The sequence below is a fragment of the Acinetobacter sp. CIP 53.82 genome (assembly GCF_000369465.1).
GTDB classification, from domain to species: domain Bacteria; phylum Pseudomonadota; class Gammaproteobacteria; order Pseudomonadales; family Moraxellaceae; genus Acinetobacter; species Acinetobacter indicus.
The window spans coordinates 152744-179299 of the sequence record NZ_KB850046.1; the positions used below are offsets into that span (position 1 = coordinate 152744).

Consider the following 26556-nt stretch of genomic DNA (forward strand, 5'->3'; position numbering starts at 1 on the left):
AAATTAAATAATTTTAATTGTCTTCTATCTCCTCTTAACTGACTTTTTCCAACAGTATCTGTTTATCAATTTCCTGCTGCTTAAGGATATTGCGTTGAATCTTGCCGCTGGAGGTTTTAGGTAAAGCCTCGACAAATTCAATCTCTTTCGGATAAGCATGTTTGGATAAACGTGAACGCACATAATGCTGTAGTTTTTGTTCCAGTGCCGGACTTGCAGCAAATTGTGCTTTTAGCACCACAAAGGCTTTAACGATTTCAGTACGCGCCGGGTCCGGTTTACCCACCACGGCTGATTCCAGCACTTCCTCGCATTCCAGCAAGGTGCTTTCGACATCAAACGGTCCGACCCGATAGCCCGAAGTTGTAATGACATCGTCTGCACGCCCAATAAAATCAATTCCGCCCAGCTCATTTAAACGCACCGTATCACCGGTTAAATAGTACTGGCCCACAAAGGATTTACGGTTATGTCCGGCATAGCCTTTAAACCACATTAATGGAGATTGTGATTCATCCAGCGCCAGCGTGCCAATTTCACCCGCGGCAACTTCCTGATGCTGTGCATTTAATACCGCAAAACGATGTCCCGGAATGGCATAACCGGCCGAGCCCACTTTTTTGTGATGTTCCAGCGCATGATGATTGGCAATCACCATGCCCAGTTCAGTTTGTCCGTACTGATCGTAAACATTGACCTCGAGATCCTGTTTAAACCAGTGAATAACTTCTGGGGTTAGTGGCTCACCGGCACTGCTGACCACGCGCAAGGTTTTAGGTACACCGGCAAATTTTTCTTTAAAGCCAAAGAACATACGAAAGGCTGTTGGCGAACCGGCCAAATTGCTGACCTGATATTTTTGAATGACTTCCAGTGCATGATCGACACTAAATGGTCGTTCATCCATGATAATACTATGCCCCAGACTGAGCGGCCCGGTAATGCCATAATACAACCCATAGGCCCAGCCCGGATCGGCCAGATTCCAGAACGAATCTTCAGCACGTAAATCGACCGCATACTGCATATAACCTTTAAAGGCCAGCAAGGCTTTTAAAGGCACCGGCACCGATTTTGCCAGACCCGTGGTACCGGAAGTAAACATCATCAGGAAGTCATCTTCAAAGCTGCGCAGTACCGGCTCAAAACTGGCAGAATGCTGATTCAGCTGCTGCCAGAAATCGGCATCACTTGTTCCAGCGGCTTCGGCACCGACGGTTAATATACCAATCTGCTGCAACGAACTCAGTTTGGCGCGCTGCTCGGTATGGGTCACAATAAAGCGGGTATTGGCAGCCTCCAGCCGGTGTTCAATCGCTTTCGATTCAAATGCCGTAAATAGCGGCTGATAGACCGCGCCCATGCGCCAGGTGGCCAATACGGTAATCAGTAATTCCGGAGTACGTGGCAGCAGACCGGCAATACAGTCGCCTGCTTTTAAACCCATGGCCTGAAAATAATTGGCCAGCTTGCCCGAAGCCTCAGCCAGCTGATCAAAGCTCCAACGGGCTGATTCACCCTGCTTACCTTCCCAGATCAAAGCGGTGTGCTGCTGTCCGCAATATCGACCACAGCATTCGGTATAGGCATTCAGCGCCTGTGCCGTTCCCTTTAACTGGGTAGCAATCAGTTGTTCCAAATTAAAATCTTGATAGGCGTCTTGCAACGTTTTCATGGGGGCAACCTCTTATCCTTCGGGGCGATTGATCTGCAAAAACATCCGTATTGCAGAACGTGTTCCTTGTTGTTTTCATGCCATCGGGCTGATGGTCTGCAGTCCATCCGACTGCAGGGTTATTTCTTATACGGCTATTTTTAGATTGTACCCATGCAAAGCGGTCTTCACATGGGAGATGGGTTAGATGATGAATAACATCTTATGCTTCAGTTCAGCATAAGGAGGGCACCACTGCAATTTCCATTGGCCTCAATCGTGATGCCGTGTTTGGACATATTGCTGTATCAACGCCGGTTTAAGACTGGGTCACAGCCCGGGCAATCACCAAACGCTGAATATCCGAAGCGCCTTCATAAATCTGGCTAACCCGAACATCGCGGTAAATCCGTTCTACCGGGAAGTCGGACACATAACCATAACCGCCATGAATCTGGATGGCATCGGAGCAGACGCGCTCTGCCATGGTTGAAGCAAATAGTTTGGCCATCGAAGCCTCTTTTAAACACGGTAAACCGGCATCTTTTAAGCTGGCTGCATGCAAAATCAACTGACGCGCCGCTTCAATTTGCGTGGCCATATCGGCCAGACGAAAAGCCACTGCCTGATGTTGCACGATCTCAACCCCAAAGGCTTTACGTTCATTGGCATATTCCACGGCGGCATCTAAAGCAGCACGCGCCATCCCCACCGATTGGGCAGCAATCCCGATCCGGCCTGACTCCAGATTGGACAAAGCAATTTTATAGCCTTCGCCTTCCTGACCGAGCAGATGATCAGCTGGAATACGGCATTGATCCAGCACAATAGTCGCCGTATCGGAACAATGCTGCCCCATTTTGTCTTCTAAACGCGATACGATATATCCGGGGTTCTCGGTCGGGACCAAAAAGCAGGAAATGCCTTTTTTGCCAGCAGATTTATCGGTCACAGCAAAGACCAAAGCCAGCTGGGCGTGTTTACCGGTGGTAATAAACTGCTTAGTGCCATTTAATATCCAGCTGTCACCATCACGTTCAGCCTTGCATTCGATGGCACTAGCATCGGAACCGACTTGCGGTTCGGTCAGGCAAAAACAGCCTAACCATTCACCGGTCGCCAGTTTGGTCAGATAATGCTGTTTTTGCGCTTCAGTGCCATAACGCTGAATGATGCCGCACGGTAAAGAGTTTTGCACACTCACAATCGTCGAAATCGCACCATCTCCTGCGGCAATTTCCTCTAAAGCCAGCACCAGCGAGATATAATCCAGACCGGCACCACCCCACTGTTCCGATACAGTCATACCCAGTGCACCTAAAGCGCCCAGCTCTTTCAGTTCCTGTGCCGGAAACTGTGCGGTTTTATCGCGTTCGGCTGCGGTCGGTTTCAATTTCTCCTGCGCATAGCTACGCATCATGTCCTGAACCATTTTTTGTTGTTCATTTAAAATCATTGCTTTCTCGTTCTCATTACGTTGGATTCGGCTGAAGTACGCTGGCTGATCTAAAAACTTGGGGGATGGTCTAGCTGCAGCATCAGCACGACAACCAGACCAGATGGGTTTATCTTATTTTTATTTACTTAGGCTATTTATTTAACCCAGCAAAGGGCTGCTTTTTTAAGCATTGTACTTATTTAGGCTGCATCCGGATCGCACCATCCAGACGAATCACCTCACCATTCAAATAGCCATTTTCAAAAATCTGTCCTACCAACTGGGCAAATTCATGTGGCTTAGCCAGACGCGGTGGATATGGCACCATCTGCCCCAAAGCATCCTGCACATGCTGTGGAAAGGCTTTCAGCATTGGTGTTTCCATAATCCCCGGTGCAATGGTCATCACGCGGATCGATTCACGGGCCAGTTCACGCGCTAGCGGCAAGGTCATCGCCACAATCGCACCTTTGGACGCAGAATAGGCCGCCTGACCAATCTGTCCTTCATACGCCGCCACTGAAGCGGTATTGACAATTACACCGCGCTCTTCTTCACCAGCTTGCAGTTGATATTTGGCCATCAGCTGCGCAGCAAAACGAATCATGTTAAAGCTGCCACTGACATTAATGTCCAGCACTTTCTGGAACATGCTTAAGCTATGTAAGCCTTCTTTGCCCAGCACTTTGGCTGAAGGTGCGATGCCGGCACAGTTGACCAGACCATTTAACTGGCCATAGTGCTGCTCAATCTCGGCAAAGAATTGCTCTACCGCGGCTTCATCGGTCACATCCAGCGCCTTAAACTGGGCTTTTTCACCCAATTGCTGTGCCATTTGCGTACCCAGCTCCTGATTCATATCGACCAGAATGACATTGGCCCCCTGCTCCACCAGATACTGTGCAGTAGCAGCGCCCAAACCAGATGCACCACCGGTAACCACACATACTTTTCCTTGAATCTTCATTTTATTTTCCCAAATAGTTTTGTTATCAATGACACATACTCGACTTAAGATGCAGAGTAATCAGACTCCAGCTTGAGTACAATTTCCAAATACAGCATCCTGCATGATGCCTTTGAACAATAGCATTTTTAACATAATTTTAAATTGAATAGACACGCGATGACGCCATCCCATTTGCATTATAGTAAAGGCACCATTTCTATTGCACTGGTGCATGAAGCACTGCAAGCCGCCCAGCAGCAAGGGGTGGAAATTCACTCCATTCTGACCCGGGCCGGTATTCCGCTGGAGCTGATGCATTCGGCCAAAGCGCGGGTGTCGGTGCTGCAATATGGGCAGCTGTGGATTGCCCTGGCCGATGCCATGAATGATGAGTTTTTTGGTATGGACAGCCATCCGCTGCGCCGTGGCAGTTATCGTTTATTGTCCAAATGGGTCTACTCTGCCGATACCATTGAAACCGCACTGAAAGAGATTCTAAAGTTTTTCAACCTGATTCTGGATGATCTGCGCGGGGAGCTGCAGCTCAACAAAGATGCTGCTGTGCTGACCCTTCATGATCGGGCGCAGCCCAAAGCCATGTTCAGTTATGCGACTTATTTAATGCTGGTGCATAGCCTGATCTGCTGGCTCAGTGGACAGCGCATTGCCATTCAAAAAATCGAACTAAAATGCCCGGCTCCAAGCGATGATGCAGATTATCGGGTGCGCTTTTGTGAAAACATTCGCTATGAACAACCCGACAACCGAATCTATTTTGATGCGCAGGCTTTGGGTCTAAAAATCAAGCAGGATGAGCGCAGCTGGAAACGCTTTTTACAGCAAACCCCGTATAACCTGCTGGTGCGTTTTAAAAATCCGCATGCGTTAAGCACGATGATTCGCAAACAACTGATGCAGCGCCCACCGGGCGAATGGCTGGAACTGCATGAACTAACCCGACAGCTGAATATGTCAGGCGCCACTTTTCAGCGCCGTTTAAAACAGGAAGGTACCAGCTATCAGCAACTGAAAAATGAAATCCGCCGCGATACCGCGATTGAACTACTCTCGAAAACCGAGCTATCGCTACAAGATATTAGTGAACGGCTGAATTTTCATGATCCAAGTGCCTTTCACCGAGCCTTTAAAAAGTGGACTGGCTTAAATCCGGGGGCCTACCGGCAGAATAAAAGCTAGCCGTTATTTATGCTGATATTTTTAACTCAGAACTTTTAAATATAAGTTGCAATATGAAGCACTTGGCATTTCAAGTGCAGTATTTGAACCGGTCATTCATCGTAACAGCATTGCCAATCACACCAAAATAGATTAATTTTCACTCAATTTATCGCATAGATTCTATGCAATTTTGGCTGTAATCCCTCCTCCTCCTTGTTGTACTCCATCTTTAGAGGTTCCCATGCTTAAGATGATTGATGTGCTTGCACAAAATCTGGTTCAAAATTTTAATCACGCACTTTCTACTCCTTCAGAGCAACTTGATGAATTGCTGAATCAAGGCATTCTCAACACCTCTGAAGATCAGTTACGTAATGCGATGGCGGCATTTTTTGATCGTGAAGATGCGCTAGAAGCGGCACAAGCCTTAGATATTCCTCAGGAAGATCTGCACGCCTTACAAGCAGGCTTAGCACTTAAAGATGAAAACCTGAGCGAAACGGCAAAAATTGTAGCGCTGTGTCTGGCTTTAGAAACCGATAGCCTGGCTCAAGTGGAAGTATCTGACTGTCTGCAAGATTATCCAATGTAAATCTTGAGCAGTTACCCAACGCCTTATTCAAGTGACGCTACGGCGTCACTTTTTTTGACTGGATTATACTGAATCATCCCAACGTATACGGCTTGCATTGCCTTGTCCGGCTATGGAACACTACGGCTGAGCATCCGCGCAGAAGCACTATGATTATTCGGGATAAAAGCAACAGTTTCGCATTACTTTTTGCATGGTCAGGCACCATCTTGCCCAAGGTCATGCCGGCCTTAATGATGGTGGTGTTCATTTCCACCGTGCTGGTCTATCTGTCCTCGCATCATTATGTACAGGCGCCGGCCGTGCCCGCGATTGGCTTTACCATTTTCGGGGTTATCCTGTCGATTTTCCTCAGTTTCAGAAATACTGCCAGTTATGAACGCTGGTGGGAAGGCCGCAAATTATGGGGGCAGCTGATTGCCACCTCACGCCATCTTGCCCGTGATTCCTATGTGTTGCCGCCCGCCGAACGTCAGGTGCTGATGTATCGGGTAATGCTGTTTAGCAATTTACTGAAAAACCGGCTGCGCACCCAGAATGAGCCGATTGATTTTTATCATAACAAGGTCAATTTAAGCCCGGCCGATTATCAGGCGCTGTTTGGGCATATTAATGCCGCCCAGTTTATTCTGGAACAGATTCAGAAAGATCTGGTCAAGGCCCTGCACAGCGGCGAACTGTCAGATATTGTCTATCATGGCCTGAACAAGCACATTATCAGCTTAGGGGATATTCAGGCCGGTTGTGACCGGATTCTGACCACACCTTTGCCGTTTTCGTATTCGGTATTGCTACACCGCACCGTGTACTGTTTCTGCTTTATTCTGCCTTTTAGTTTAGAGGCGAATTTAGGTATCTGGACCCCCATTCTGGTGGGATTGATTGCCTATCTGTTTTTGGGCTTGGATGCCTTAAGCGAACAGCTGGAAGAACCGTTTGGCCTGCAAGACAATGACCTGCCACTGAGTGCCATGGTCCGGCTAATCGAACGGGAAATGCTGAGTGCCTTGGGTGAAGAATTACCTCCGGCCATTCAGGCGATTAAAGGCAACCTGACTTAATCGCCGAGTTGGCCGATAGTCACCCGATCATTACCGCCATAATCCAGAATGGTGCGTACCGCAACAAAACCGGCATCGTTAAAGATATTTTGCACAGCTACTGCCTGATCATAACCATGCTCTACAGCAATCCAGCCTTGCGGTTTTAACCAGTGCTTGCCTTGCTGAATAATAATCTCAAGATCAGATAAGCCCTGCTTGGCCGCCACTAAGGCCCGTTCAGGTTCGGTGGCCAAATCTTTCATATGTACATCATCAGCCGCAATATACGGTGGATTCGACACAATCAGATCAAACCTCGGCTCGGCAGGAACGCCTAAAGCAGCAAACCAGACACCCAGCTTAAACTCTACCCGCTCCAAGTTATGCGTCTGCGCATTTTTTTTGGCAACCGCCAGAGTCGGCGGATAAATATCGGTTGCAGTCACCTGCCAATCCGGACGTTCCGATGCCAAGGCCAAGGCAATCGCACCGGTGCCGGTACCCAAGTCGATAATCGCCGCTTGTGCCGGTAAATCCAGTTGCAAACAGCTTTCTACCAGTACTTCGGTATCTGGTCTTGGCACCAGGGTATCTGGTGTGACTTTTAAATCCAGTGTCCAGAATGGCTGTGAACCGGTGACATAGGCCAAGGGTTCACCTGCTTCAATCCGGGCAATACCCGCAAGATATTGCTGTTCCTGTTCTGGGCTTAGCTCACGATCGGCCTGATATTTCAGCGCCAAGGCAGATAAACCTAGAATATGCTCCAGTAGCCAGAGATTTTCCTGACGTTCGTAGCTGTCTGCTACGCCACGAATGGCCAGTGCATCGGAAATTTTCATTAGCCACCATTTTGCTGGGCAAGTAAAGCCAGCTGATCGGCCTGATATTCACGGTGCAGGCTGTCCAGCAATTCGGTTAAATCACCTTCCATCACTGCATCTAACTTATATAAAGTTAAGTTAATACGATGATCGGTCATCCGCCCTTGCGGATAGTTATAGGTGCGAATACGCTCGGAACGGTCACCGGAACCGACCAAGTCACGACGCATTTCCGAAGTGGCAGCATCTGCTGCAGCACGTTTGGCATTTTCCAGACGTGAGGCCAATAAGGCCATGGCTTTGGCTTTGTTCTTGTGCTGCGAACGTTCTTCCTGACATTCCACTACCGTTCCGGTTGGAATATGGGTAATACGCACCGCAGAGTCAGTTTTGTTGACGTGCTGACCACCGGCACCCGACGCGCGGTAGGTATCAATACGTAAATCTGCCGGGTTAATATCAACTGTAGTATCGACATCAATTTCAGGCAAAATAGCCACGGTACAGGCGGACGTATGTACACGGCCTTGCGATTCAGTTGCCGGAACACGCTGGACACGATGTGCGCCACTTTCAAATTTCAGGCGGCCATAGACCCCGTCACCATTAACCAGACAAATCACTTCTTTATAACCGCCGTGTTCGCCTTCGTTTTCTGACAGCACTTCAATGCGCCAGCCTTGAGATTCGGCATATTTGCTGTACATGCGGAATAAATCGCCGGAGAAAATTGCCGCTTCATCACCACCGGTGCCGGCACGAATTTCCAGATAGGCAGAGTTGGCATCATTCGGGTCTTTAGGAATCATCAGGATGTTTAAATCCGCTTCCAGCTGTTCAATCAATGCCTTGTTTTCCTTGATCTCTTCCTGCGCCATCTCTTTAAAGTCAGGATCGGACAGCATTGCTTCAGCCGTTTCAATATCGGCTTCGGCCTGGGTATATTTGCCCCAGACTTCGGTAATTTCGCTCAGGTCATTGTGTTCGCGCGACAGCTGGCGAAAGCGTTTGTTATCGGAAATGACTTCAGCATCGGCCAAGAGTGCCGTTAATTCTTCGTGACGGTCAGAAAGTTGATCTAATCGTAAACGTAACGATTCTTTCATTGTGCAAATTATCTCAATATACAGGCTGTCACCCTAATTCAATAAGGCCAGCGAAATCAAAAAATTGCCATAGTTTAACGATTCTGGCCGGCAAATAACATCTTTATTCGTAGCAGAAACTGCGCGGTTGATGGCCAAATCCGGCAAATACGCTACAGCGTGCAAGAGATGCATCCAGCCTCTTTCAATTTAAAGTCTGGGCTGCCGATAAAATCGACAGTTTTAATACAACTTATACAAAGCCGAAACCAAAGCACTGAATTATGAAGGTGCCTCTCCATATTTGCAGGGAATCCTTTTGTTACATTTACTGCCATCAAATGACATTAAAAAGTCCGCTCTTGGACATGGAGTGAATATGAAACTCAATGCTGTTTTATTAAGTGCAACGCTTGCTGCCACTTCTTTCATGACGGTGAATGCACATGCTGACAATGCGACCCGTGTAGCTGCAGCCAGTGCCTTAGGTAGTGTCGCAGGTACAGCCTTAGGTAAAAACATGGGCGGTACCACGGGTGCAACCATTGGTGCGGCTTTAGGTGGTGCAGGTGGCGCGGCTGTAGCCAGTAACAAACGCCATCGTACTGAATCTGCCATTGGCGGTGCCTTAGGTGGCGGTGCGGGTTATACCGTGGGTCAGAACATGGGCGGTACGAATGGTGGTTATATTGGTGCAGCGCTCGGTGCAGCCGGTGGTGCAGCGCTGGGTAACAAGATTTCCAAAGATAAAGAATACGACCGTTACCAGGAACGTAAATGGAAGAAAAAACGTCGTCGTTAATTCTCCCCTTGTAAAAAAGCATCTTCAGGATGCTTTTTTTACGCCTGGGATTTCATTTTTTCAGTAGATGGATGAGGAGGCAATTATGAAGAGATTCGACAGAAAAATTACACAGCGTTGACCAAAATTAGCATTTTGACACCTGTGCCCTCCACGATCTTTTCTCAAAGTTTTTCTACATTAAAGTCAAGACAAATTGAATGTGCTCTTTGGAGTGTAACCATGAAGATCAACAAAATTTTATTGAGTACAGTACTGGCCAGCTCAGCGCTTATGATGGGTACAGCACACGCCGACAACAACACCCGTGTCGCAGTAGGTTCCGCTTTAGGTGGTGTGGTCGGTGCAGCCATTGGCCAGCAAATGGGCGGCTCAACCGGTGCGTTAATTGGTTCTGCCTTGGGTGGTGCCGGTGGTGCAGCAGTCTCTGCCGATAAACGTGACCGCAATGGTGCAGCCATTGGTGCCGCTTTAGGTAGCGCTGGTGGTTATAGTGTCGGTAAAAACATGGCCGGCAGCAATGGTGGTTATATTGGCGCAGCCTTAGGTGGTGGTGCCGGTGCAGTGTTAGGTACCAAAGTCAGCGAAGATCGCCGTTATGATGACCGTTATGATCGTCGCTACGACAGCCGTGGCTACCGTTACAACGACTATCGTTATAATGACCGTTACCGCAGTGATAATGGCCTGCATCTGGGTCATTATAAAAACGGAAAACGCCGTTAATTTCAAAGTTCAGAATCTAAACCTATCACAAGCACCCTCGGGTGCTTGTGTTGTTTTACACGATGAAACCTTATATCGAAAAAAAGCGATATACAAACATCGGGACACAACGTATGCTGTGAGCCATAGATATGTGAATAGAGAACGCCAATGCGCAGTTTAAAAGACACACAATTTTCCATTCTGGAACTGGCACCGGTTCGTGACGATAAAACCATTCAATTTTCCCTGCATCATGCGCTAGAGCTGGCGCAACGGGCAGAAAAACTGGGCTATGCCCGCTTCTGGCTGGCTGAACATCATAATATGGACGGCATTGCCAGCTCGGCCACAGCGGTGCTGCTCGGCTACATTCTGGCCAACACCCAGACTTTAAAAGTCGGCTCTGGCGGGATTATGTTGCCCAACCACGCCCCTTTAGTGGTGGCAGAACAGTTCGGTACACTGGCTACACTCTATCCGGACCGGATTGAGCTGGGTCTTGGTCGTGCGCCCGGCACTGATCAGACCACCATGCGTGCCTTGCGACGTGGCCGTCAGGAAACTGAAGACCAGTTCCCGCAAGATGTGCTGGAAATTCTGCACTATTTCAAAGAACCTGAACCGCAGCAACGCATTGTAGCGACGCCGGGACAAGGTACCCATGTTCCGGTCTGGTTACTCGGTTCCAGCCTGTTTAGTGCCCAGCTGGCAGCCCGATTGGGTCTGCCCTACTCGTTTGCCTCACACTTTGCGCCGCGGATGCTCGGTCAGGCCATTCAGCTGTATCGGGATAACTTCCAGCCGTCTGAATATCTAGATCGGCCTTATGTATCGATGGGCGTGCCAACGGTCGTGGCGGCCACCGATGAAGAAGCGCAGTTTTTGGCCACCAGTGCCTATCAGCGGGTTTTAGGTTTAATGCGTGGTCAGAGCCTGAAACTGAAAGCGCCAGTCGCCAGCATGGACGGTTTATGGTCACCGGCTGAAAAAATGTCGGTGGATAACTTCTATGCCATGGGTCAAATTGGCTCACCTTCGACTGTTAAAGCCGGCTTAGAACAGTTGTTGAGCCGTTATGAGGTCGATGAGTTTATCTTTACCTGTGATGTCTATGACACTGAAAAACGTCTGCAAAACTTTGACTACCTGATGCAGCTCAAATAAGTTTCATCGAGCTGTAATGGAGCCTGTAAACCGTGTGGATTTACAGGCTTTTTTTATTGTGACGGTGAATCTATTCTCGCCCCATCCTGCACTGATATTTTCGTCACCGTGACCGAAATGACTGGCCAGATAGTTAAAGCGCTTTACCTTCCAGCAAGAGCTGACTAAAAATAGAGTAAAACATCTAAATTGATAAAACCAAGAATGAAAGGATGCCCTCATGGTCGTTAAACAGCAGGATACCGGCAAAAGCGTTTTTGAAAATTGTGCAGCAGACTTTCATGCCTTTCAGGGGCTTTGCATCAGTGCCAAAGACAGCAAACAGCATGACTTCAGTCAACGCAGCGTGGCGATTATTGGTGCCAATCAGGACAGTGTCTCGCAGCTGGACAAAATTGCCCAGGTCGCCAGTCAGGTTAAAGTCTTTCAGATTGAACCGCATTTTGTATTACCGAGTACCGAACGCGGTATCCATCGTTTAATCAGCCATCCACTGGTATTTAAAAACCGCCGGCTGTTTAACAACCGGGTCAAGAATATTCTGGCCTTGCGCTTTTTAGATGCGCAGGTGGTAGATACCTGGCTAAAACGTCAGCTAACCCCGAATATTGCCGATACCCAGCACGCCTATTTTAAATCGGACAGTTATTATGCTGCGCTGCAACGTGATAACTGCCAGTTAATTACCTGGCCCATTGCCCGAATTGCAGAACACAGTATTTATACCATTGATGGCAGTGAATATAAGGTCGATGTGATTATTACGACTCACCGTAATCCGGAAAAGTAAATACAGGTACAAGTAAATTAAAAGAGCGGTAAATTAAGAGAAAAGTGTTATTAATTTTCAAGCCGATGAGAGCAATGGATGAAACAGGATTTTAGACCGTTTTTTTAGTTTTTTAATTTGATTTCAGTCTAATATCCACTGGAATACTGCAGCCTGCAGTATTCCAGTTTTAATAACAATTACTTAACCAATACGACGTTTTAGACCGGTCATTTGCAGGACACGGGTGGAAATTTCTTCAATCGACATTTCAGACACGTTCAGGTATTTAATACCTTCAGAAATATAAATGCCTTCAATGGCACGTAATTCCATCTGGCACTGGTTAAAGCTGGCATAACGGCTATTGGCTTTACGTTCGGTACGAATTGCCACCAGACGCTCGGCATCAATCATCAAACCGAATAATTTATGTTTATGTGGGCGCAGCACGGCTGGCAAGCGGTTATCGTCCAGATCTTCTTCGGTCAGTGGATAGTTGGCCACACGTATACCAAACTGTAATGACAAATAAATCGAGGTTGGGGTTTTACCAGAACGGGATACGCCAATGAGAATCAGATCAGCTTTGTCATAGTGACGGGTACGTGCGCCATCATCATTGTCCAAAGCAAAATGTACCGCATCAATTCGCGCTTTATACGATTCTGAATCAGTTACAGCATGGGTCTGCCCCACCAGCGTGGTTGGCTGTGTGCCCAGCTCATCGGCCAGTTTGCTGATCAACCCCTCAAATACGTCCAGATTGACGGCATTGGCGGTGTTGATAATATCGCGCACATACGGATCGACCAACGTATCAAATACCAGTGGCGGCTGACCGTCTAATTCAGCACGTCGGTTAATTTCTGACACCACATCGGTGGCTGCTTCTTCCGAGCTGATATAGGGAATAATATGAATGTCAAAATCGACATTCGGAAACTGCGCTAAAAGGGAGTGTCCCAAGGTTTCGGCTGTAATTGCGGTTCCATCGGAAATAAAGAACACACTCCGCTTAATTTGTTTACCTTCGGACATTAAAATTCTCCTTAAACATTTGTCTTAGTGCTATATAATCTTTATAGTAAACTGATCTTACATGACTGTCGCTTAGTTAAATCAAAAAGCTAAGCATATTCAATATAATTTCATGCCAAGATAGTGATTAATACTGCAAAAGTGGAGTAATAACTTTGGAAGCGCGCGTAATTGGTCTAGAAAAATTAGGGAAACACGACGTTGAGCTCGTAGGTGGGAAAAACTCATCTCTGGGCGAAATGATCAGCCATTTGTCTAATGCTGGTGTCTCTGTACCAGGTGGCTTTGCGACAACGGCTCAAGCTTATCGTGAATTTCTCGAGCAAAGTGGCCTAAACGCTAAAATTCAAGCCGAGCTTAAAACGTTAAATGTAGATGACGTCAATGCTCTTGCTGAGACAGGCGCAAAAATCCGTCAATGGATTGTCGACACTCCGCTTACGGCAGAACTTGAAAAAGAAATCCGCGATGCTTTCGCAGAACTTTCTAACGGCAACCCTGACATCGCGGTTGCCGTTCGTTCATCTGCTACCGCAGAAGATTTGCCAGATGCTTCTTTCGCGGGTCAACAGGAAACTTTCCTGAACATCCGTGGCATCGACAACGTCCTGATTGCCATTAAAGAAGTATTTGCCTCTTTGTACAACGACCGCGCAATTTCTTACCGTGTACACCAAAACTTTGACCATGATGTTGTTGCCCTGTCTGCTGGCGTACAACGCATGGTGCGCTCAGAAACAGGTGCCGCAGGTGTAATGTTCACCCTGGATACAGAATCTGGTTTCCGTGATGCAGTCTTTATTACGGCTTCTTACGGTCTGGGTGAAATGGTGGTACAAGGTGCGGTCAACCCGGACGAATTCTATATCTCTAAGCCACTGTTAAGAGCAGGTAAACACGCAGTTCTACGTCGTAACCTCGGTTCTAAACACCAGAAAATGATTTATGGTGAAGAAGGTGCGGCTGGTAAATCTGTGGTTGTGGTTGATGTTGAAAAAGCCGACCGTCAACAGTTCGCCTTAAACGATCACGAACTGCAAGAACTGGCAAAACAGGCGTTAATCATTGAAGAGCACTATGGTGCACCAATGGACATCGAATGGGCCAAAGATGGTGATGACGGTTTAATTTACATTGTTCAGGCGCGTCCGGAAACAGTGAAAAGCCGTCAAAACGTGGGCACCATGGAACGCTACCTGCTGAAACAACGCGGCACTGTGTTGTGTGAAGGCCGTTCAATTGGTCAGCGTATCGGTTCTGGTAAAGTTCGCATCGTAACCTCGATTAAAGAAATGGACAAAGTCCAAGACGGTGATGTACTGGTTTCTGACATGACCGACCCGGACTGGGAACCAGTGATGAAACGTGCCGCTGCGATTGTCACGAACCGTGGTGGTCGTACCTGTCACGCTGCGATTATTGCGCGTGAATTAGGTGTTCCTGCAATTGTAGGTTGTGGTAATGCCACTGAAGTCTTGACTGACGGTCAGGAAGTGACAGTATCTTGTGCTGAAGGTGATACCGGTTTCATTTACGAAGGTGCTTTAGATTTTGAAGTACAACGCAACTCAATCGAGTCGATGCCTGCGCTGCCGTTCAAGATCATGATGAACGTGGGTAACCCGGACCGTGCGTTTGACTTCGCGCAAATTCCAAACGAAGGCATTGGCCTGGCACGTCTTGAGTTCATCATTAACCGTATGATTGGTGTGCATCCAAAAGCACTACTGAATATTGACAGCTTGCCACGTGAAACACGTGCAGCCGTAATGGCACGTACTGCGGGTTATACTTCTCCAGTTGAATTCTATGTGGAAAAACTGGTGGAAGGTATTTCAACGCTGGCAGCCGCGTTTGCAGACAAGCCAGTCATCGTGCGTATGTCTGACTTCAAATCAAACGAATATGCTAACCTGATTGGCGGTAAGTTATACGAGCCGGAAGAAGAAAACCCGATGCTGGGCTTCCGTGGTGCAAGCCGTTATGTATCAGACAACTTCCGTGACTGCTTCGAGCTTGAATGTCGCGCACTGAAAAAAGTCCGTGATGAAATGGGCTTGACCAACGTACAAATCATGATTCCATTTGTACGTACTGTGGCTGAAGCGAAACGCGTGATGGAACTGCTGGCACAAAATGGCCTGAAACGTGGTGAAAATGGTCTGAAAGTGATCATGATGTGTGAATTACCAACCAACGCCCTGTTGGCTGAGCAATTCCTTGAACACTTCGATGGCTTCTCAATCGGTTCAAACGACTTGACCCAGTTAACCCTTGGTTTAGACCGTGACTCAGGTATTGTTTCTCATCTGTTTGATGAACGTGATGCAGCGGTAAAAGCCCTGCTGTCGATGGCGATTCATGCTTGCCGTAAAGCCGGTAAATATGTCGGCATCTGTGGTCAAGGTCCTTCTGACCACCCTGACCTGGCAAAATGGCTGATGGAACAAGGGATTGAATCTGTATCGCTGAACCCAGACTCAGTATTAGACACCTGGTTCTTCCTTGCTGAAGAAAAAGCTCAACAAGCTTAATAAAACATGTTAAAAAAGACCCATTCATTGGGTCTTTTTTATTTATAGATTTGAGATTTAAACTTTATGCAGATTTACTTGGCACGAAATAATCAACAAGCCGGTCCATATACCCTGGAGCAAGTGAACCAGATGCTTGCCAGCCAGCAAGTGTTACTGACAGATCTTGCATGGCATCAAGGGATGACAGAATGGAAAGCTTTAGGTGAGCTCACCCAAGGTAAACTTGTATATCAACCTGAAGGCTACGAGCCTGCGCCGGCCACACCAGAAGCATCATCGTTTCAGCAGCCACAGAATACCGCCAGCTATAACAATTCAAGCCTGAACCAGCCGCAAGCAAAAGCTGCTCAAACTGAACTGGCCTCTATCGGTACGCGTGCACTGGCGAAAATTATTGACCTGTTGCTGTGGTTACCGGCTGCCGCCATTCCATCTTTCTTTTTAACGCAGGACCAGTTTGGTCAACTGTCTGAACTGCAACAGAAAATGCAGTCAGCCACCAGCTCTGATCAGGCGGTGCAATTACAGTCGGAACTGTTTCGCCTGATTCCTGCCGATGCCTGGCAAATGATGGCCATTTACCTGTTGATTATGCTCGGGATTCAGGCGTTTCTGCTGGCCAAAAGTGGCCAGAGTATTGGTAAACGTTTAACCAAAATCAAGATTGTCGACGCTGAAGACCACAGCAAAGTAGGCCTGACCCGCGTGTTTGCGCTGCGTACCCTGGTTTTCATTATTTTGAATCTGTTATTCATGCCATTTATTACAATTGCCGATTATATCTTCGCTTTGGGTGAAAAACGTCAGACTTTGCATGACAAACTGGCCAAAACCAAAGTCGTAAAGCAAGAAAAATAAAAGATCAAAAAAGGGATGAAATTTCATCCCTTTTTTATTCATTACATTGATATACAAATAAAAATATTTCGTAAAAAAGTTAATTCCGAGTGACAGAATCGGTTTTTATTACAGTCATTTAAAGCCGCTTTTTGAGTAGCTTAGTTTGTCGATATCAGGCATAATGCCCTACAACGTAGCGGTGTATCATGATTGACAAGGATTTTTGCGTCAAAAAAATACTTATCAATCATGCGACCCTATAATCGCTATCCCATAATTAAATTAGGGAATGGGACTCTTCACCGAGGTTGTAAAATGAGACAAACGATTTTAGCTGTATTGTCTTTATCTACGATGGCTGCACTCTTAACCGGGTGTGGTGGTGATATGGTACTTCTAAACTCGCAAGGTCCAGTTGCTGAAGGTCAATCGAACCTGATGATGACTGCGATCTACTTGATGCTATTAGTGGTGATTCCTTCAATCATCATGGCATTATGGTTTGGTTGGAAATATCGCGCATCAAATAAAGATGCAGACTATAAACCAACATGGGCACACTCTACTGCGATTGAAATCGTGGTTTGGGGTATCCCGGTTATTATTATTGGTATTCTAGCTTGGTTAACTTGGTGGGGTTCCCACAAGTATGACCCATACCGTCCAATCGAGTCAGATAAGGCTCCATTAACTGTTCAGGTTATTGCTGAACAATTCAAATGGATCTTCATCTACCCAGAACAGAACATTGCGACTGTTAACGAAATCCGCTTCCCAGAGCAAACGCCGGTAAGCCTTCGTTTAACATCTAACTTTACAATGAACTCGTTCTTTATCCCTGCATTGTCTGGTCAGATTTATGCAATGGCGGGTATGCAGACTCACCTGAACCTATTAGCGAACAGCACCGGTCAATACCGCGGCTTCTCGTCTAACTACTCAGGTTACGGTTTCTCTCAAATGCGCTTCCTTGCTCACTCTGTAACTGAAGCCGATTTTGATCAATGGGTAACTGCGGTTAAAGCCGGACAAGGCACAACGATCAATCCTGAAGCTGTTCAAAAAACAGTTCTAGATCAAGCTGAATTTGCATCTTTACGTGACGGTAACCGTTCACAGAAACAAATTGATGCAATGGTTCGTAACGCGAAAACAGAACTAGAGAAAAAACTTGCTGCAACTGCTGAAGCAGAAGGTCCTTATAAGACTCAGCCACATCCTGTGACTTATTACTCTTCTGTAGAGCAAGGCTTGTTTGAATCTGTGATCAATAAATACATGAGTAACTATCATGGTGCAGACCATTCAGCTCAAGCTGAAACTGCGCTTGAAGCGCCTGCTTCAGAAGCTCATGTAAACGTTGAACATGCGACTGCTTCTGTAGAGGAATAAGACATGTTTGGTAAGTTAGGACTAGATGCAATTCCGTACGATCCAATCGTACAGGCTACAGTTGTAATGATGATCCTGGGCGGTCTCGTTCTTGTTGCGGGTATTACCTACTTCAAGAAATGGGGTTACCTGTGGAATGAATGGTTCACATCTGTAGACCATAAAAAAATTGGTATCATGTATATCATCGTGTCTGTGGTCATGCTACTGCGTGGTTTCGCCGATGCGATCATGATGCGTCTTCAGCAATTCCTTGCACGAGGTGGTGGCGAAGGTTATTTACACCCTGAGCACTACGACCAGATCTTCACCGCGCACGGTGTGATCATGATCTTCTTCGTGGCAATGGGTCTTGTAGTAGGCTTGATGAACATCTCTGTACCTTTACAGATTGGTGCTCGTGACGTTGCCTTCCCATTATTAAACTCTTTAAGCTTCTGGCTGTTCGCTGGTGCTGCGGGTCTGATGATGGTTTCACTTGCACTTGGTGAGTTCGCTGCAACAGGTTGGATGGCTTATCCTCCACTGTCAGGTATTGAATACTCTCCAGGCGTAGGTATGGACTACTACATCTGGGCATTACAGATCTCTGGTTTAGGTACGCTTCTAACGGGTGTTAACTTCTTCGTTACCATCATCAAGATGCGTGCGCCTGGCATGAAATTAATGGACATGCCGATCTTTACCTGGACATCTTTATGTACAGCGGTACTGATCATTGCTGCGTTCCCTGTGTTAACTGCAACAATTGCAATGTTAACGCTTGACCGTTACTTCGGTTTCCACTTCTTTACAAACGACATGGGTGGTAGCCCAATGTTGTATGTAAACCTGATCTGGACTTGGGGTCACCCTGAAGTTTATATCTTGGTATTACCAGCATTTGGTATTTACTCAGAAGTTGTGGCGACGTTCTCTCGTAAAACGTTGTTCGGCTACAAATCAATGGTGTATGCAACTGTAGCAATTACTGTATTGTCTTTCGTTGTATGGGTTCACCACTTCTTTACCATGGGTGCAGGTGCCAACGTTAACGCGTTCTTCGGTATCATGACCATGATTATTGCGATCCCGACGGGTGTGAAAATCTTCTCTTGGTTATTCACCATGTACAAGGGCCGCATCACCTACACAACTCCAATGCTGTGGACACTTGGCTTCCTAGTGACTTTCGGTATCGGTGGTTTAACAGGTGTATTAATGGCAGTTCCACCAGCGGACTTCCTGGTACACAACTCTTTATTCCTGATCGCTCACTTCCATAACGTAATTATTGGTGGTGTAGTATTCGCGATGTTCGCAGGTATCATTTTCTACTGGCCAAAAATGTTTGGTTGGAGACTGAATGAAACTTGGGGTAAAGCTGCATTCTGGTTCTGGTTCTTAGGTTTCTACTTTGCGTTCATGCCGCTGTATATCCTTGGTTTCATGGGTATGACGCGTCGTCTGAACACATATGACAACCCAGATTGGGACCCATATGTCATGATCGCGATGGTGGGTGCGGTAATGATTGCCATTGGTATTGCATGCTTCTTAATGCAAATCATTGTTGGCTTCTTGCAACGTAACCAGCGTCTTGACCACACTGGCGACCCTTGGGATGGCCGTACCCTTGAATGGGCGACTTCATCTCCTGCTCCGTTCTATAACTTTGCGCATCTTCCAAAGATCAATGGTATTGATACTTTCTGGACTGACAAAGAGAATGGCGTAGCTTACGCGAAACCAGCGAAGTACGAAGACATCCACATGCCAACCAACCGTGCTGCGGGCTTTGTGATTGCTATGTTTATCACAGTAATGGGCTTTGCACTTATCTGGCACATCTGGTGGTTAGTAGTTGTAACGTTTATCGCGTCTATCATTTCGTTCATCGTGAGCTCGTTCACGAAGAAAGTGGACTACTATGTTCCTGCAGCAGAAGTAGAACGCATTGAAAACGAACGTTATGCCTTACTTGAAAAACACTTGAAGAAGGACTAAGACAATGGCTGAGGTACTTCATCACGACAACCACGGACACGATGAGCATCATCATCACGATGATACTGACATCACTGTCTTTGGTTTCTGGACTTACTTGATGAGTGACTTGATCATTTTCGGTACACTCTTCATTGCATTCGCTGTATTAAGCAGCCACGTTCCAGTTGGTACTCCAAGTGCAAAAGATCTTTTTGGCGAGTCTTTAGGTTTCGTTTTAACTGAAACCTTCGCCCTGCTGATCTCTTCAGTAACCTTTGGTTTTGCAGTTCTGGCTGCATACAAAAAAGATGTTGCTAAAGTTTTAACTTGGTTAGGCATCACATGGATCTTCGGTGCGATCTTTATTGGCATGGAACTATATGAGTTCAATCATTTAGTTCACGCTGGTCATGGCCCAAGCGTTAGTGCGTTCTTATCTGCGTTCTTTACTTTAGTTGGTACGCACGGTATTCACGTTACTTCTGGTCTGGTATGGATGATCGTGTTAATGATTCAAATCAAGAAATATGGTTTGACTCTACCTAACATGCGTCGTCTTGCTTGCCTAAGCTTGTTCTGGCACTTCCTTGACATCGTATGGATCTGTGTATTCAGCGTCGTTTACTTGATGGGAGTTCTATAATGGGTCACGATCACAACGCTGCTGGCGCATCACACGGTAACTTCAAGCAGTACTCTGTTGGTTTTATCCTGTCTGTTATTTTAACCGTTATTCCTTTTGGTATGGTTATGGCAGGTGGTTTTAGCCGCGGTCTGCTGGTCACAGTTATTGCGATTACTGCGGTTGCTCAGGTTCTTGTACAGTTAGTTTACTTCCTGCACATGAACTCGTCTTCAGAACAACGCTGGAACGTGATTGCGTTTATTTATACAATCCTCTGTATCGCTATTCTGTTAGTCGGTTCAGTATGGATTATGAACTACCTTCACTACAACATGATGATCTAAACTGGTTGTCATGCTGAAAAAGTATTTATTCCTGACTAAGCCAGGAATTCTCTTCGGTAACTTCGTTACCACTTTGGGTGGCTACTTTGTAGCCACTCAAGGTTCTGTAGATTTCCTTCTCCTGCTTCTTACCCTTCTGGGCACTACCCTGGTAGTGGCATCTGGATGTGTGGTTAATAACGTAATTGACCAAGACATCGACCAAAAAATGCAACGTACACAAAATCGTGCGATGGTAAAAAAAACCATTTCAGTTCCGGTTGCTTTAGCGTTTGCTTTAGTACTGGGTGTACTGGGTTTTAGCATTTTATGGTTTGGGGTAAATGCGTACGCTTTCCTTTTTGCCGTGATTGGTTTTGTAGTTTATGTCGGCTTTTATAGCTTATGGACCAAACGCACCACCATTCATCAGACCATTATTGGTAGTATTTCGGGCGCAAGCCCACCGGTTATTGGTTATACTGCGGTTGCAAACCAGTTTGACCTGGCTGCCCTGCTTATTTTTCTGGGCTATGCACTGTGGCAAATGCCGCATTCCTGGGCGATTGCCATTTACCGCTTCGATGACTACAAAAATGCAGGTATTCCAATTTTACCTGTGGCGCGTTCTGTGTATCGCACCAAAGTAGAGTCGCTAATTTATGTGATTCTGTTTACGGTGGTCATGAATGCCTTATTTGTATTTGGATATGCCAACTGGTTATATTTGCTGATTTTAAATGCCCTGTGTATTTACTGGCTGTACATTGCCATCCTCGGCTTTAAAGCAGAAAATGATCAGCTGTGGGCAAAGCGCTTTTTCCTGTTCTCTGTAATTTTAATTACCGTGATCAGTTTAAGCTTCAGCATTACTGCGCAAGCTCCTGCAAATTCAATCATCCTCTTTTAAAAGATAGAGCCCTCTCTATCTTTTAAGATGGGACTCCCCTTTCTGCTTCCGGTTTTCTTTTCTTCGATCTCTTTTTCTGATTTATAGATACTTACTCTCTATTAGTAAGCTTATTACCATAATTCCCCCACCTCACTCTTTTGTTGAAATAAGTGATCAAGCTCTTTGTTCAATGGCTTGTATTTCGTTAGCAAAAGCACTAAAATTCACGCTTCGCAATTTTGCGACACAACCCTGGTTGTGACTCCTTGCTTCTGGCTATTTGGTCAGGGGCTGCATAAACCGTAAGGAGCTGACAATGCGTCACTACGAAATCGTACTTTTGGTACACCCAGACCAAAGCGATCAAGTTGTGGGTATGGTAGAACGTTACCTGACTCACATCAAAGAAGCTGAAGGTCAAATTCACCGTTTAGAAGATTGGGGCCGTCGTCAATTGGCTTACCCAATTAACAAAATTCACAAAGCGCACTACATTTTAATGAACGTTGAATGTGGTCAAACGACTCTTGATGAACTTGAAGAATTGTTCCGTTATAACGACGCGATCCTTCGTAGCTTAATCATCCGTCGTGAAAACGCTATCACTGAAGAGTCTTTACTGGCTAAGAGTGCTGAAGAAAAACGTGCGCGTAAAGCTCAACGTGAAGAAGCACAACAAGTTAACCAAGACTCTGCTGAAGCATAAGGAGAACATCAATGGCACGTTTTTACCGTCGTCGCAAGTTCTGCCGCTTTACAGCTGAGAACGTTACGTACATCGACTACAAAGATATCGATACTTTAAAACAGTACATCACTGAAAACGGCAAGATCGTTCCTAGCCGTATTACAGGTACTAAAGCTCGTTACCAACGTCAATTAGCGCTTGCGATCAAACAAGCTCGCTACTTAGCGTTGATCCCTTACACTGACAATCATAAGTGAGGTTGAGCTGTGGATATTATCTTATTACAACGCATTAAAAACCTTGGTAAATTAGGCGATAAAGTATCAGTTAAAGCTGGTTACGGCCGTAACTTCCTTATCCCTCAAGGTAAAGCAGTTGCTGCGACTGAAGCAAACACTGCTGCTTTTGAAGCTCGTCGTGCTGAACTTGAGAAGCAAGAAGCTGAAGTATTGGCTGCTGCTCAAGCACGTGCTGACCAACTGAACGAAGTAAATATCGTAATCACTGCGAAAGCGGGTGACGAAGGTAAATTATTCGGTTCAATCGGTACTCGTGACATCGCTGACGCGTTAACGAACGCTGGTTTAGAAGTAGACCGTTCAGAAGTTCGTTTACCAAACGGTGCGCTTCGTCACACTGGTGAATTCAACATCGCAATCCAATTGCACCATGATGTTGTTGCTGAAGTTCTCGTTACTATCGTATCTGAGTAATTTCTCGCAAGAAAAAAGGGCATGCCTTGGCATGCTCTTTTTTTATTTCTGTAAAAATCTCCTCACCTTTTTGTAAGCTATCCGTTCTTAAAATCTGCTCGCTTTTTTTGCCAGAGCGCGTATGATTTGTGGTTACACCGTTTATTGAATTCATGCTATAAGACCACCGGTTTTATTTGGTATTCATCGTATTAAAATCAGGGAATTATATGTCACAGGCGCTGGCCAACACCAAACCAACTCCAGTCAAAACAGAGAGTTCCAGCAACGATTCCGGTGCACTCAAAGAGTTTCGCACCCCGCCGCATAACCTGGCCATTGAGCAGGCCGTTCTGGCTGCCCTCATGACCGTGGCCGAATCACTGGAACAGGTCGGAGATGTATTACAGGAATCCGATTTCTACGCCACGCGACACAAATATATTTACCGTGCCATTGATACCCTGGCCAAAGAAAACTCCCCTTATGATGCCGTTCTGGTCAATGACTGGCTGATCAAGCACAATCTGCTTGATGCCATTGGTGGTGAAGAATATCTCATGCAGCTGATGGCCGATTCACCATCGAGTTTCTATAACCTGGAAACTTATGCGGCTAAAATTAAAGAGTTTTCGACCTTAAGAAACATGATTAAAGTCAGCTCGGAAATTCTGCAAAATGCCTATGACACCAAAGGCCGCACTGTCAGTGAAATTCTAGACCTCGCTGAAACCAATATTTTCCAGATTGCCGAGCAGCACAATAACAACAAGAAAAATGCCGGTCCGAAAGCCATTAATACCGTCGTGGCCGATGTCTTCGACAAGTTAAATGAACTGTCGCAAATGGATGGCAACATTACCGGTCTGACCACCGGCTTTGTCGAGCTGGACAATAAAACTTCGGGGATGCAAGCTGGCGACCTGATTATTGTTGCGGCCCGTCCGTCAATGGGTAAAACCACCTTTGCCATGAACCTGGTTGAAAGTGTACTGTTCAATAACGACCTGCCGGCGCTGGTTTACTCCATGGAAATGCCAGCCGATTCAATTGCCATGCGTCTGATTTCCTCGTATGGCAAAGTGCATCAGGGGAATTTACGTTCCGGCAAACTCAGCGGCGATGAATGGTCCAAAGTCACCGGCACCATTTTACAGCTACAAGAAAAGCATTTATACATTGATGACTCATCAGCGCTCCCTCCAACCGAAGTACGTTCGCGTGCGCGCCGAATTGCCAAACAGCACGGCGGCAAACTCGGCTGTATCATGGTCGACTATTTGCAGCTGATGAAAGTACCGGGCATGGGCGATAACCGTGTCGGCGAGATTTCAGAAATTTCGCGTAGCTTGAAAGCCCTGGCCAAAGAAATGCAATGTCCGGTCATTGCCCTCTCCCAGCTCAACCGCTCGCTGGAAAACCGTCCCAACAAACGCCCGGTGATGTCCGACTTACGTGAATCGGGTGCGATTGAGCAGGATGCCGACTTGATCATGTTCATTTACCGTGATGAGGTCTATAACAAGGAATCTAAAGAAGCCGGTACTGCCGAAATTATTATTGGTAAGCAGCGTAACGGCCCGATTGGCACCGTGCGTCTGGCGTTTGAAGGCCAATACACCCGCTTTAGTAACCTTTCCCCTGAGTTTTATGCTCAGTACGATGATGATGAATAATTCAGCCATCATTGCCTTTTCATGACCCTGTAGGAGTAAATAAGGGTGCGCCAAGCTACAGTTTATATTGATCGCGCTGCGCTTCAATATAATTTAAACCGTGTCAGACAACTTGCCCCGACTGCCAAAATTGTCAGTATGGTCAAAGCCAATGCTTATGGACATGGCGTTAAAGACTGCTTAGCAGCCTTACAAAACAGTGATGCCTTTGGTGTCGCCTGTTTACAAGAAGCACTGGAAATTCGTGAACTGGGGTTCCAGCAACCCATCACCTTGATTGAAGGCGTGTTCACTGAAGATGAAATGCCAATTGTCATTGAACAGAATATCGAGATTGTGGTGCATCAGCCTGAACAGGTTACATGGCTCATTGCGCACAAAGATGCCTATATCTCTAAAAATCTGAAAGTCTGGGTTAAGCTCAACAGCGGCATGAACCGTCTGGGCTTTAAACTTGAGGTGATTAAAGAGGTCATTCAGCAATTAAAATCGGCCGGCTTTACCTGTGTTCTGGCGATGCACTTTGCCAATGCAGATGCTGATCATCCACTGAATGATGAACAGATCCGTCAGTTTCTGGAAGTAAAAAACGACTGCGCACCGATTTTAGCTTCGTGCTGTAATTCTGCTGCTATTTATAAATATCCGGAACTGCATTTTGATTTTGTCCGTCCCGGCATCATGCTTTATGGCGCAACTCCGTTTGCAGACCGAGATATTTATGCACTAGATTTAAAACCGGTGATGACCTTTAGCGCAGAAATTATTGCCTTAAATGAGATTCAGGCCGGTGAACAGGTTGGTTATGGCTCGACCTTTACTGCCGATAAAGCTATGCAACTGGCTATTGTGTCCATTGGCTACGGTGATGGCTATCCACGTGCCTTCTTTGCGCAGAATTTTGTCGCCATTAAAGGCCAAAAAGCAGCTGTAGTCGGTCGTGTTGCCATGGATATGATTGCTATTGATGTAACGGGATTGGATGTTCAGTTAGGCACGGAAGTCGAGCTTTGGGGCAAGCAACGATTAGTGGATGATGTCGCAGCGGCCAATGGCACCATTGGTTATGAGCTGTTGTGCCGCTTAACCCAGCGTCCGGACCGTAAAGTTATTTAATCTTTTCAATAAAAGAGAATCTCAATGGAGGTTCTTTTTTTATTCTTTTTATAACGCAGGCAGCAGATTTAAGCCACCTCATCTACCACCGAATGATTTAGCGCCTCATATAGCACCTGAAGCAATCCATCAACCTGTGTGGCATTTAATTGATGCGGTAAAAATTGCGCATGACCGAGTTGCTGGAAATAGGCTTTGATCTCGCTATTACGCATCACATATTTCATAGCCCAATCCTGAAAACGCTGCTGGACAACATGATTCTCGGTAAAAATCTGGATATTCTGATGACGCGGATCACCAACAATCCCGGCAAAAATTTCCTGAACGGCCTGTTCATCACCTTGCAGACATTGAAAAAAATAACCCTCTGCATAGCACAGCACACCCGATACCTGATGCTGGGTATTAGCATTGCGCGCTTCGATCAGAATATTGCGTAAATCTTGCAGTAAATTTTCAGCCGTCGAGGTACTCTGGCTGGCATAGCAAAGCTGAAACATATTCAAGTCCTCATCATGATCTGTACGAATATTTTTTGATTTTCTTAAGGATTTAT

General features: G+C 46.3%; 26 protein-coding genes. 19 read left to right on the forward strand and 7 right to left on the reverse strand.

Features of this window, described 5'->3' with window-relative positions; genetic code table 11:
• Positions 1-34 precede the first annotated feature (34 nt).
• The 3 genes from F905_RS06370 to F905_RS06380 form a co-directional block, all read right to left on the reverse strand.
• Positions 35-1675, reverse strand: a complete 1641-nt coding sequence (locus F905_RS06370; protein ID WP_005178696.1) for an AMP-binding protein — start codon at positions 1673-1675, stop codon at positions 35-37.
• 298 nt (positions 1676-1973) lie between these two features.
• Positions 1974-3110, reverse strand: coding sequence for an acyl-CoA dehydrogenase family protein (locus tag F905_RS06375; protein ID WP_005178699.1), 1137 nt, complete (start codon positions 3108-3110; stop codon positions 1974-1976).
• Between the two features lie 178 nt (positions 3111-3288).
• Positions 3289-4059 carry a 3-hydroxyacyl-CoA dehydrogenase gene (locus F905_RS06380; protein ID WP_005178702.1) on the reverse strand — a complete coding sequence of 257 codons (771 nt, stop codon included), beginning with the start codon at positions 4057-4059 and terminating at the stop codon, positions 3289-3291.
• A gap of 159 nt (positions 4060-4218) precedes the next feature.
• Between F905_RS06380 and F905_RS06385 the strand changes: the two genes are divergently transcribed.
• From F905_RS06385 to F905_RS06395, 3 genes are all read left to right on the forward strand, one after another.
• On the forward strand, positions 4219-5238 hold the full coding sequence (locus tag F905_RS06385) for an AraC family transcriptional regulator (protein ID WP_005178705.1): 1020 nt from the start codon (positions 4219-4221) through the stop codon (positions 5236-5238).
• Between the two features lie 223 nt (positions 5239-5461).
• A complete protein-coding gene (locus F905_RS06390) occupies positions 5462-5812 on the forward strand; it encodes a hypothetical protein (protein WP_005178707.1) in 351 nt (116 codons plus the stop codon).
• A 149-nt stretch (positions 5813-5961) separates the two neighbouring features.
• Positions 5962-6873 (forward strand): bestrophin family protein, encoded by a 912-nt coding sequence (locus F905_RS06395; protein ID WP_005178708.1) that lies wholly within the window; start codon positions 5962-5964, stop codon positions 6871-6873.
• On the opposite strand, the gene prmC is transcribed toward F905_RS06395, so the two are convergent.
• The gene (prmC, locus tag F905_RS06400) at positions 6870-7697 is read right to left on the reverse strand and encodes a peptide chain release factor N(5)-glutamine methyltransferase (protein ID WP_005178709.1); all 828 of its coding nucleotides are present in this window, start codon (positions 7695-7697) and stop codon (positions 6870-6872) included. The genes F905_RS06395 and prmC overlap by 4 nt on opposite strands.
• Complete coding sequence (gene prfA, locus F905_RS06405; protein WP_005178710.1) at positions 7697-8785, reverse strand: peptide chain release factor 1; 1089 nt, start codon at positions 8783-8785, stop codon at positions 7697-7699. Before prfA ends, prmC begins: the two co-directional genes overlap by 1 nt.
• A 358-nt stretch (positions 8786-9143) precedes the next feature.
• Here prfA and F905_RS06410 point away from each other — a divergent pair, with 358 nt between their 5' ends.
• The 4 genes from F905_RS06410 (at position 9144) to F905_RS06425 (ending at position 12228) form a co-directional block, all read left to right on the forward strand.
• Positions 9144-9566, forward strand: a complete 423-nt coding sequence (locus F905_RS06410; protein WP_005178713.1) for a glycine zipper domain-containing protein — start codon at positions 9144-9146, stop codon at positions 9564-9566.
• Between the two features lie 222 nt (positions 9567-9788).
• Entirely contained in the window at positions 9789-10292 is a 504-nt protein-coding gene (locus tag F905_RS06415; protein ID WP_005178715.1) for a glycine zipper domain-containing protein, read from the forward strand.
• A gap of 150 nt (positions 10293-10442) precedes the next feature.
• Positions 10443-11438: an LLM class flavin-dependent oxidoreductase gene (locus F905_RS06420; RefSeq protein ID WP_005178716.1), complete on the forward strand. Its 996-nt coding sequence runs from the start codon at positions 10443-10445 to the stop codon at positions 11436-11438.
• 220 nt (positions 11439-11658) lie between these two features.
• Positions 11659-12228: an NAD(P)/FAD-dependent oxidoreductase gene (locus F905_RS06425; RefSeq protein WP_005178717.1), complete on the forward strand. Its 570-nt coding sequence runs from the start codon at positions 11659-11661 to the stop codon at positions 12226-12228.
• Positions 12229-12411: 183 nt separating this feature from the next.
• Here F905_RS06425 and F905_RS06430 read toward each other — a convergent pair whose 3' ends face one another.
• Entirely contained in the window at positions 12412-13248 is an 837-nt protein-coding gene (locus F905_RS06430) for a posphoenolpyruvate synthetase regulatory kinase/phosphorylase PpsR (RefSeq protein WP_005178719.1), read from the reverse strand.
• Positions 13249-13403: 155 nt separating this feature from the next.
• Between F905_RS06430 and ppsA the strand changes: the two genes are divergently transcribed.
• The 12 genes from ppsA to alr all read left to right on the forward strand — a co-directional run bounded on the left by ppsA (position 13404) and on the right by alr (position 25997).
• Positions 13404-15782, forward strand: a complete 2379-nt coding sequence (ppsA, locus tag F905_RS06435; protein WP_005178721.1) for a phosphoenolpyruvate synthase — start codon at positions 13404-13406, stop codon at positions 15780-15782.
• 66 nt (positions 15783-15848) lie between these two features.
• Positions 15849-16643 carry an RDD family protein gene (locus F905_RS06440; RefSeq protein WP_005178723.1) on the forward strand — a complete coding sequence of 265 codons (795 nt, stop codon included), beginning with the start codon at positions 15849-15851 and terminating at the stop codon, positions 16641-16643.
• 297 nt (positions 16644-16940) lie between these two features.
• Positions 16941-18017, forward strand: coding sequence for a ubiquinol oxidase subunit II (gene cyoA, locus F905_RS06445; RefSeq protein WP_005178724.1), 1077 nt, complete (start codon positions 16941-16943; stop codon positions 18015-18017).
• Between the two features lie 3 nt (positions 18018-18020).
• Positions 18021-20003: a cytochrome o ubiquinol oxidase subunit I gene (cyoB, locus tag F905_RS06450; protein ID WP_005178725.1), complete on the forward strand. Its 1983-nt coding sequence runs from the start codon at positions 18021-18023 to the stop codon at positions 20001-20003.
• Positions 20004-20007: 4 nt separating this feature from the next.
• The gene (cyoC, locus tag F905_RS06455; protein ID WP_005178726.1) at positions 20008-20628 is read left to right on the forward strand and encodes a cytochrome o ubiquinol oxidase subunit III; all 621 of its coding nucleotides are present in this window, start codon (positions 20008-20010) and stop codon (positions 20626-20628) included.
• Complete coding sequence (locus tag F905_RS06460) at positions 20625-20954, forward strand: cytochrome o ubiquinol oxidase subunit IV (protein ID WP_171065104.1); 330 nt, start codon at positions 20625-20627, stop codon at positions 20952-20954. Before cyoC ends, F905_RS06460 begins: the two co-directional genes overlap by 4 nt.
• A 10-nt stretch (positions 20955-20964) precedes the next feature.
• Complete coding sequence (gene cyoE / locus F905_RS06465) at positions 20965-21843, forward strand: heme o synthase (RefSeq protein ID WP_005178733.1); 879 nt, start codon at positions 20965-20967, stop codon at positions 21841-21843.
• A 298-nt stretch (positions 21844-22141) separates the two neighbouring features.
• Entirely contained in the window at positions 22142-22531 is a 390-nt protein-coding gene (rpsF, locus tag F905_RS06470; protein WP_005178734.1) for a 30S ribosomal protein S6, read from the forward strand.
• An 11-nt stretch (positions 22532-22542) separates the two neighbouring features.
• Positions 22543-22770, forward strand: coding sequence for a 30S ribosomal protein S18 (rpsR, locus tag F905_RS06475; RefSeq protein ID WP_004719336.1), 228 nt, complete (start codon positions 22543-22545; stop codon positions 22768-22770).
• 9 nt (positions 22771-22779) lie between these two features.
• Entirely contained in the window at positions 22780-23226 is a 447-nt protein-coding gene (gene rplI / locus F905_RS06480; protein WP_005178742.1) for a 50S ribosomal protein L9, read from the forward strand.
• A gap of 209 nt (positions 23227-23435) precedes the next feature.
• On the forward strand, positions 23436-24881 hold the full coding sequence (gene dnaB / locus F905_RS06485; RefSeq protein WP_005178744.1) for a replicative DNA helicase: 1446 nt from the start codon (positions 23436-23438) through the stop codon (positions 24879-24881).
• 45 nt (positions 24882-24926) lie between these two features.
• Positions 24927-25997 (forward strand): alanine racemase, encoded by a 1071-nt coding sequence (alr, locus tag F905_RS06490; RefSeq protein ID WP_005178746.1) that lies wholly within the window; start codon positions 24927-24929, stop codon positions 25995-25997.
• Between the two features lie 68 nt (positions 25998-26065).
• Here the strand turns inward: alr and F905_RS06495 are convergent, their stop codons facing one another.
• A complete protein-coding gene (locus F905_RS06495; RefSeq protein ID WP_005178747.1) occupies positions 26066-26500 on the reverse strand; it encodes a BLUF domain-containing protein in 435 nt (144 codons plus the stop codon).
• Positions 26501-26556 lie beyond the last annotated feature (56 nt).

Coding starts and splice junctions, on each gene's coding strand:
- F905_RS06370 (WP_005178696.1), bottom strand. CDS start 1,675: ATGAAAACGTTGCAAGACGCCTATCAAGATTTTAATTTGGAACAACTG.
- F905_RS06375 (WP_005178699.1), bottom strand. CDS start 3,110: ATGATTTTAAATGAACAACAAAAAATGGTTCAGGACATGATGCGTAGC.
- F905_RS06380 (WP_005178702.1), bottom strand. CDS start 4,059: ATGAAGATTCAAGGAAAAGTATGTGTGGTTACCGGTGGTGCATCTGGT.
- F905_RS06385 (WP_005178705.1), top strand. CDS start 4,219: ATGACGCCATCCCATTTGCATTATAGTAAAGGCACCATTTCTATTGCA.
- F905_RS06390 (WP_005178707.1), top strand. CDS start 5,462: ATGCTTAAGATGATTGATGTGCTTGCACAAAATCTGGTTCAAAATTTT.
- F905_RS06395 (WP_005178708.1), top strand. CDS start 5,962: ATGATTATTCGGGATAAAAGCAACAGTTTCGCATTACTTTTTGCATGG.
- prmC (WP_005178709.1), bottom strand. CDS start 7,697: ATGAAAATTTCCGATGCACTGGCCATTCGTGGCGTAGCAGACAGCTAC.
- prfA (WP_005178710.1), bottom strand. CDS start 8,785: ATGAAAGAATCGTTACGTTTACGATTAGATCAACTTTCTGACCGTCAC.
- F905_RS06410 (WP_005178713.1), top strand. CDS start 9,144: ATGAAACTCAATGCTGTTTTATTAAGTGCAACGCTTGCTGCCACTTCT.
- F905_RS06415 (WP_005178715.1), top strand. CDS start 9,789: ATGAAGATCAACAAAATTTTATTGAGTACAGTACTGGCCAGCTCAGCG.
- F905_RS06420 (WP_005178716.1), top strand. CDS start 10,443: ATGCGCAGTTTAAAAGACACACAATTTTCCATTCTGGAACTGGCACCG.
- F905_RS06425 (WP_005178717.1), top strand. CDS start 11,659: ATGGTCGTTAAACAGCAGGATACCGGCAAAAGCGTTTTTGAAAATTGT.
- F905_RS06430 (WP_005178719.1), bottom strand. CDS start 13,248: ATGTCCGAAGGTAAACAAATTAAGCGGAGTGTGTTCTTTATTTCCGAT.
- F905_RS06440 (WP_005178723.1), top strand. CDS start 15,849: ATGCAGATTTACTTGGCACGAAATAATCAACAAGCCGGTCCATATACC.
- cyoA (WP_005178724.1), top strand. CDS start 16,941: ATGAGACAAACGATTTTAGCTGTATTGTCTTTATCTACGATGGCTGCA.
- cyoB (WP_005178725.1), top strand. CDS start 18,021: ATGTTTGGTAAGTTAGGACTAGATGCAATTCCGTACGATCCAATCGTA.
- cyoC (WP_005178726.1), top strand. CDS start 20,008: ATGGCTGAGGTACTTCATCACGACAACCACGGACACGATGAGCATCAT.
- cyoE (WP_005178733.1), top strand. CDS start 20,965: ATGCTGAAAAAGTATTTATTCCTGACTAAGCCAGGAATTCTCTTCGGT.
- rpsF (WP_005178734.1), top strand. CDS start 22,142: ATGCGTCACTACGAAATCGTACTTTTGGTACACCCAGACCAAAGCGAT.
- rpsR (WP_004719336.1), top strand. CDS start 22,543: ATGGCACGTTTTTACCGTCGTCGCAAGTTCTGCCGCTTTACAGCTGAG.
- dnaB (WP_005178744.1), top strand. CDS start 23,436: ATGTCACAGGCGCTGGCCAACACCAAACCAACTCCAGTCAAAACAGAG.
- F905_RS06495 (WP_005178747.1), bottom strand. CDS start 26,500: ATGTTTCAGCTTTGCTATGCCAGCCAGAGTACCTCGACGGCTGAAAAT.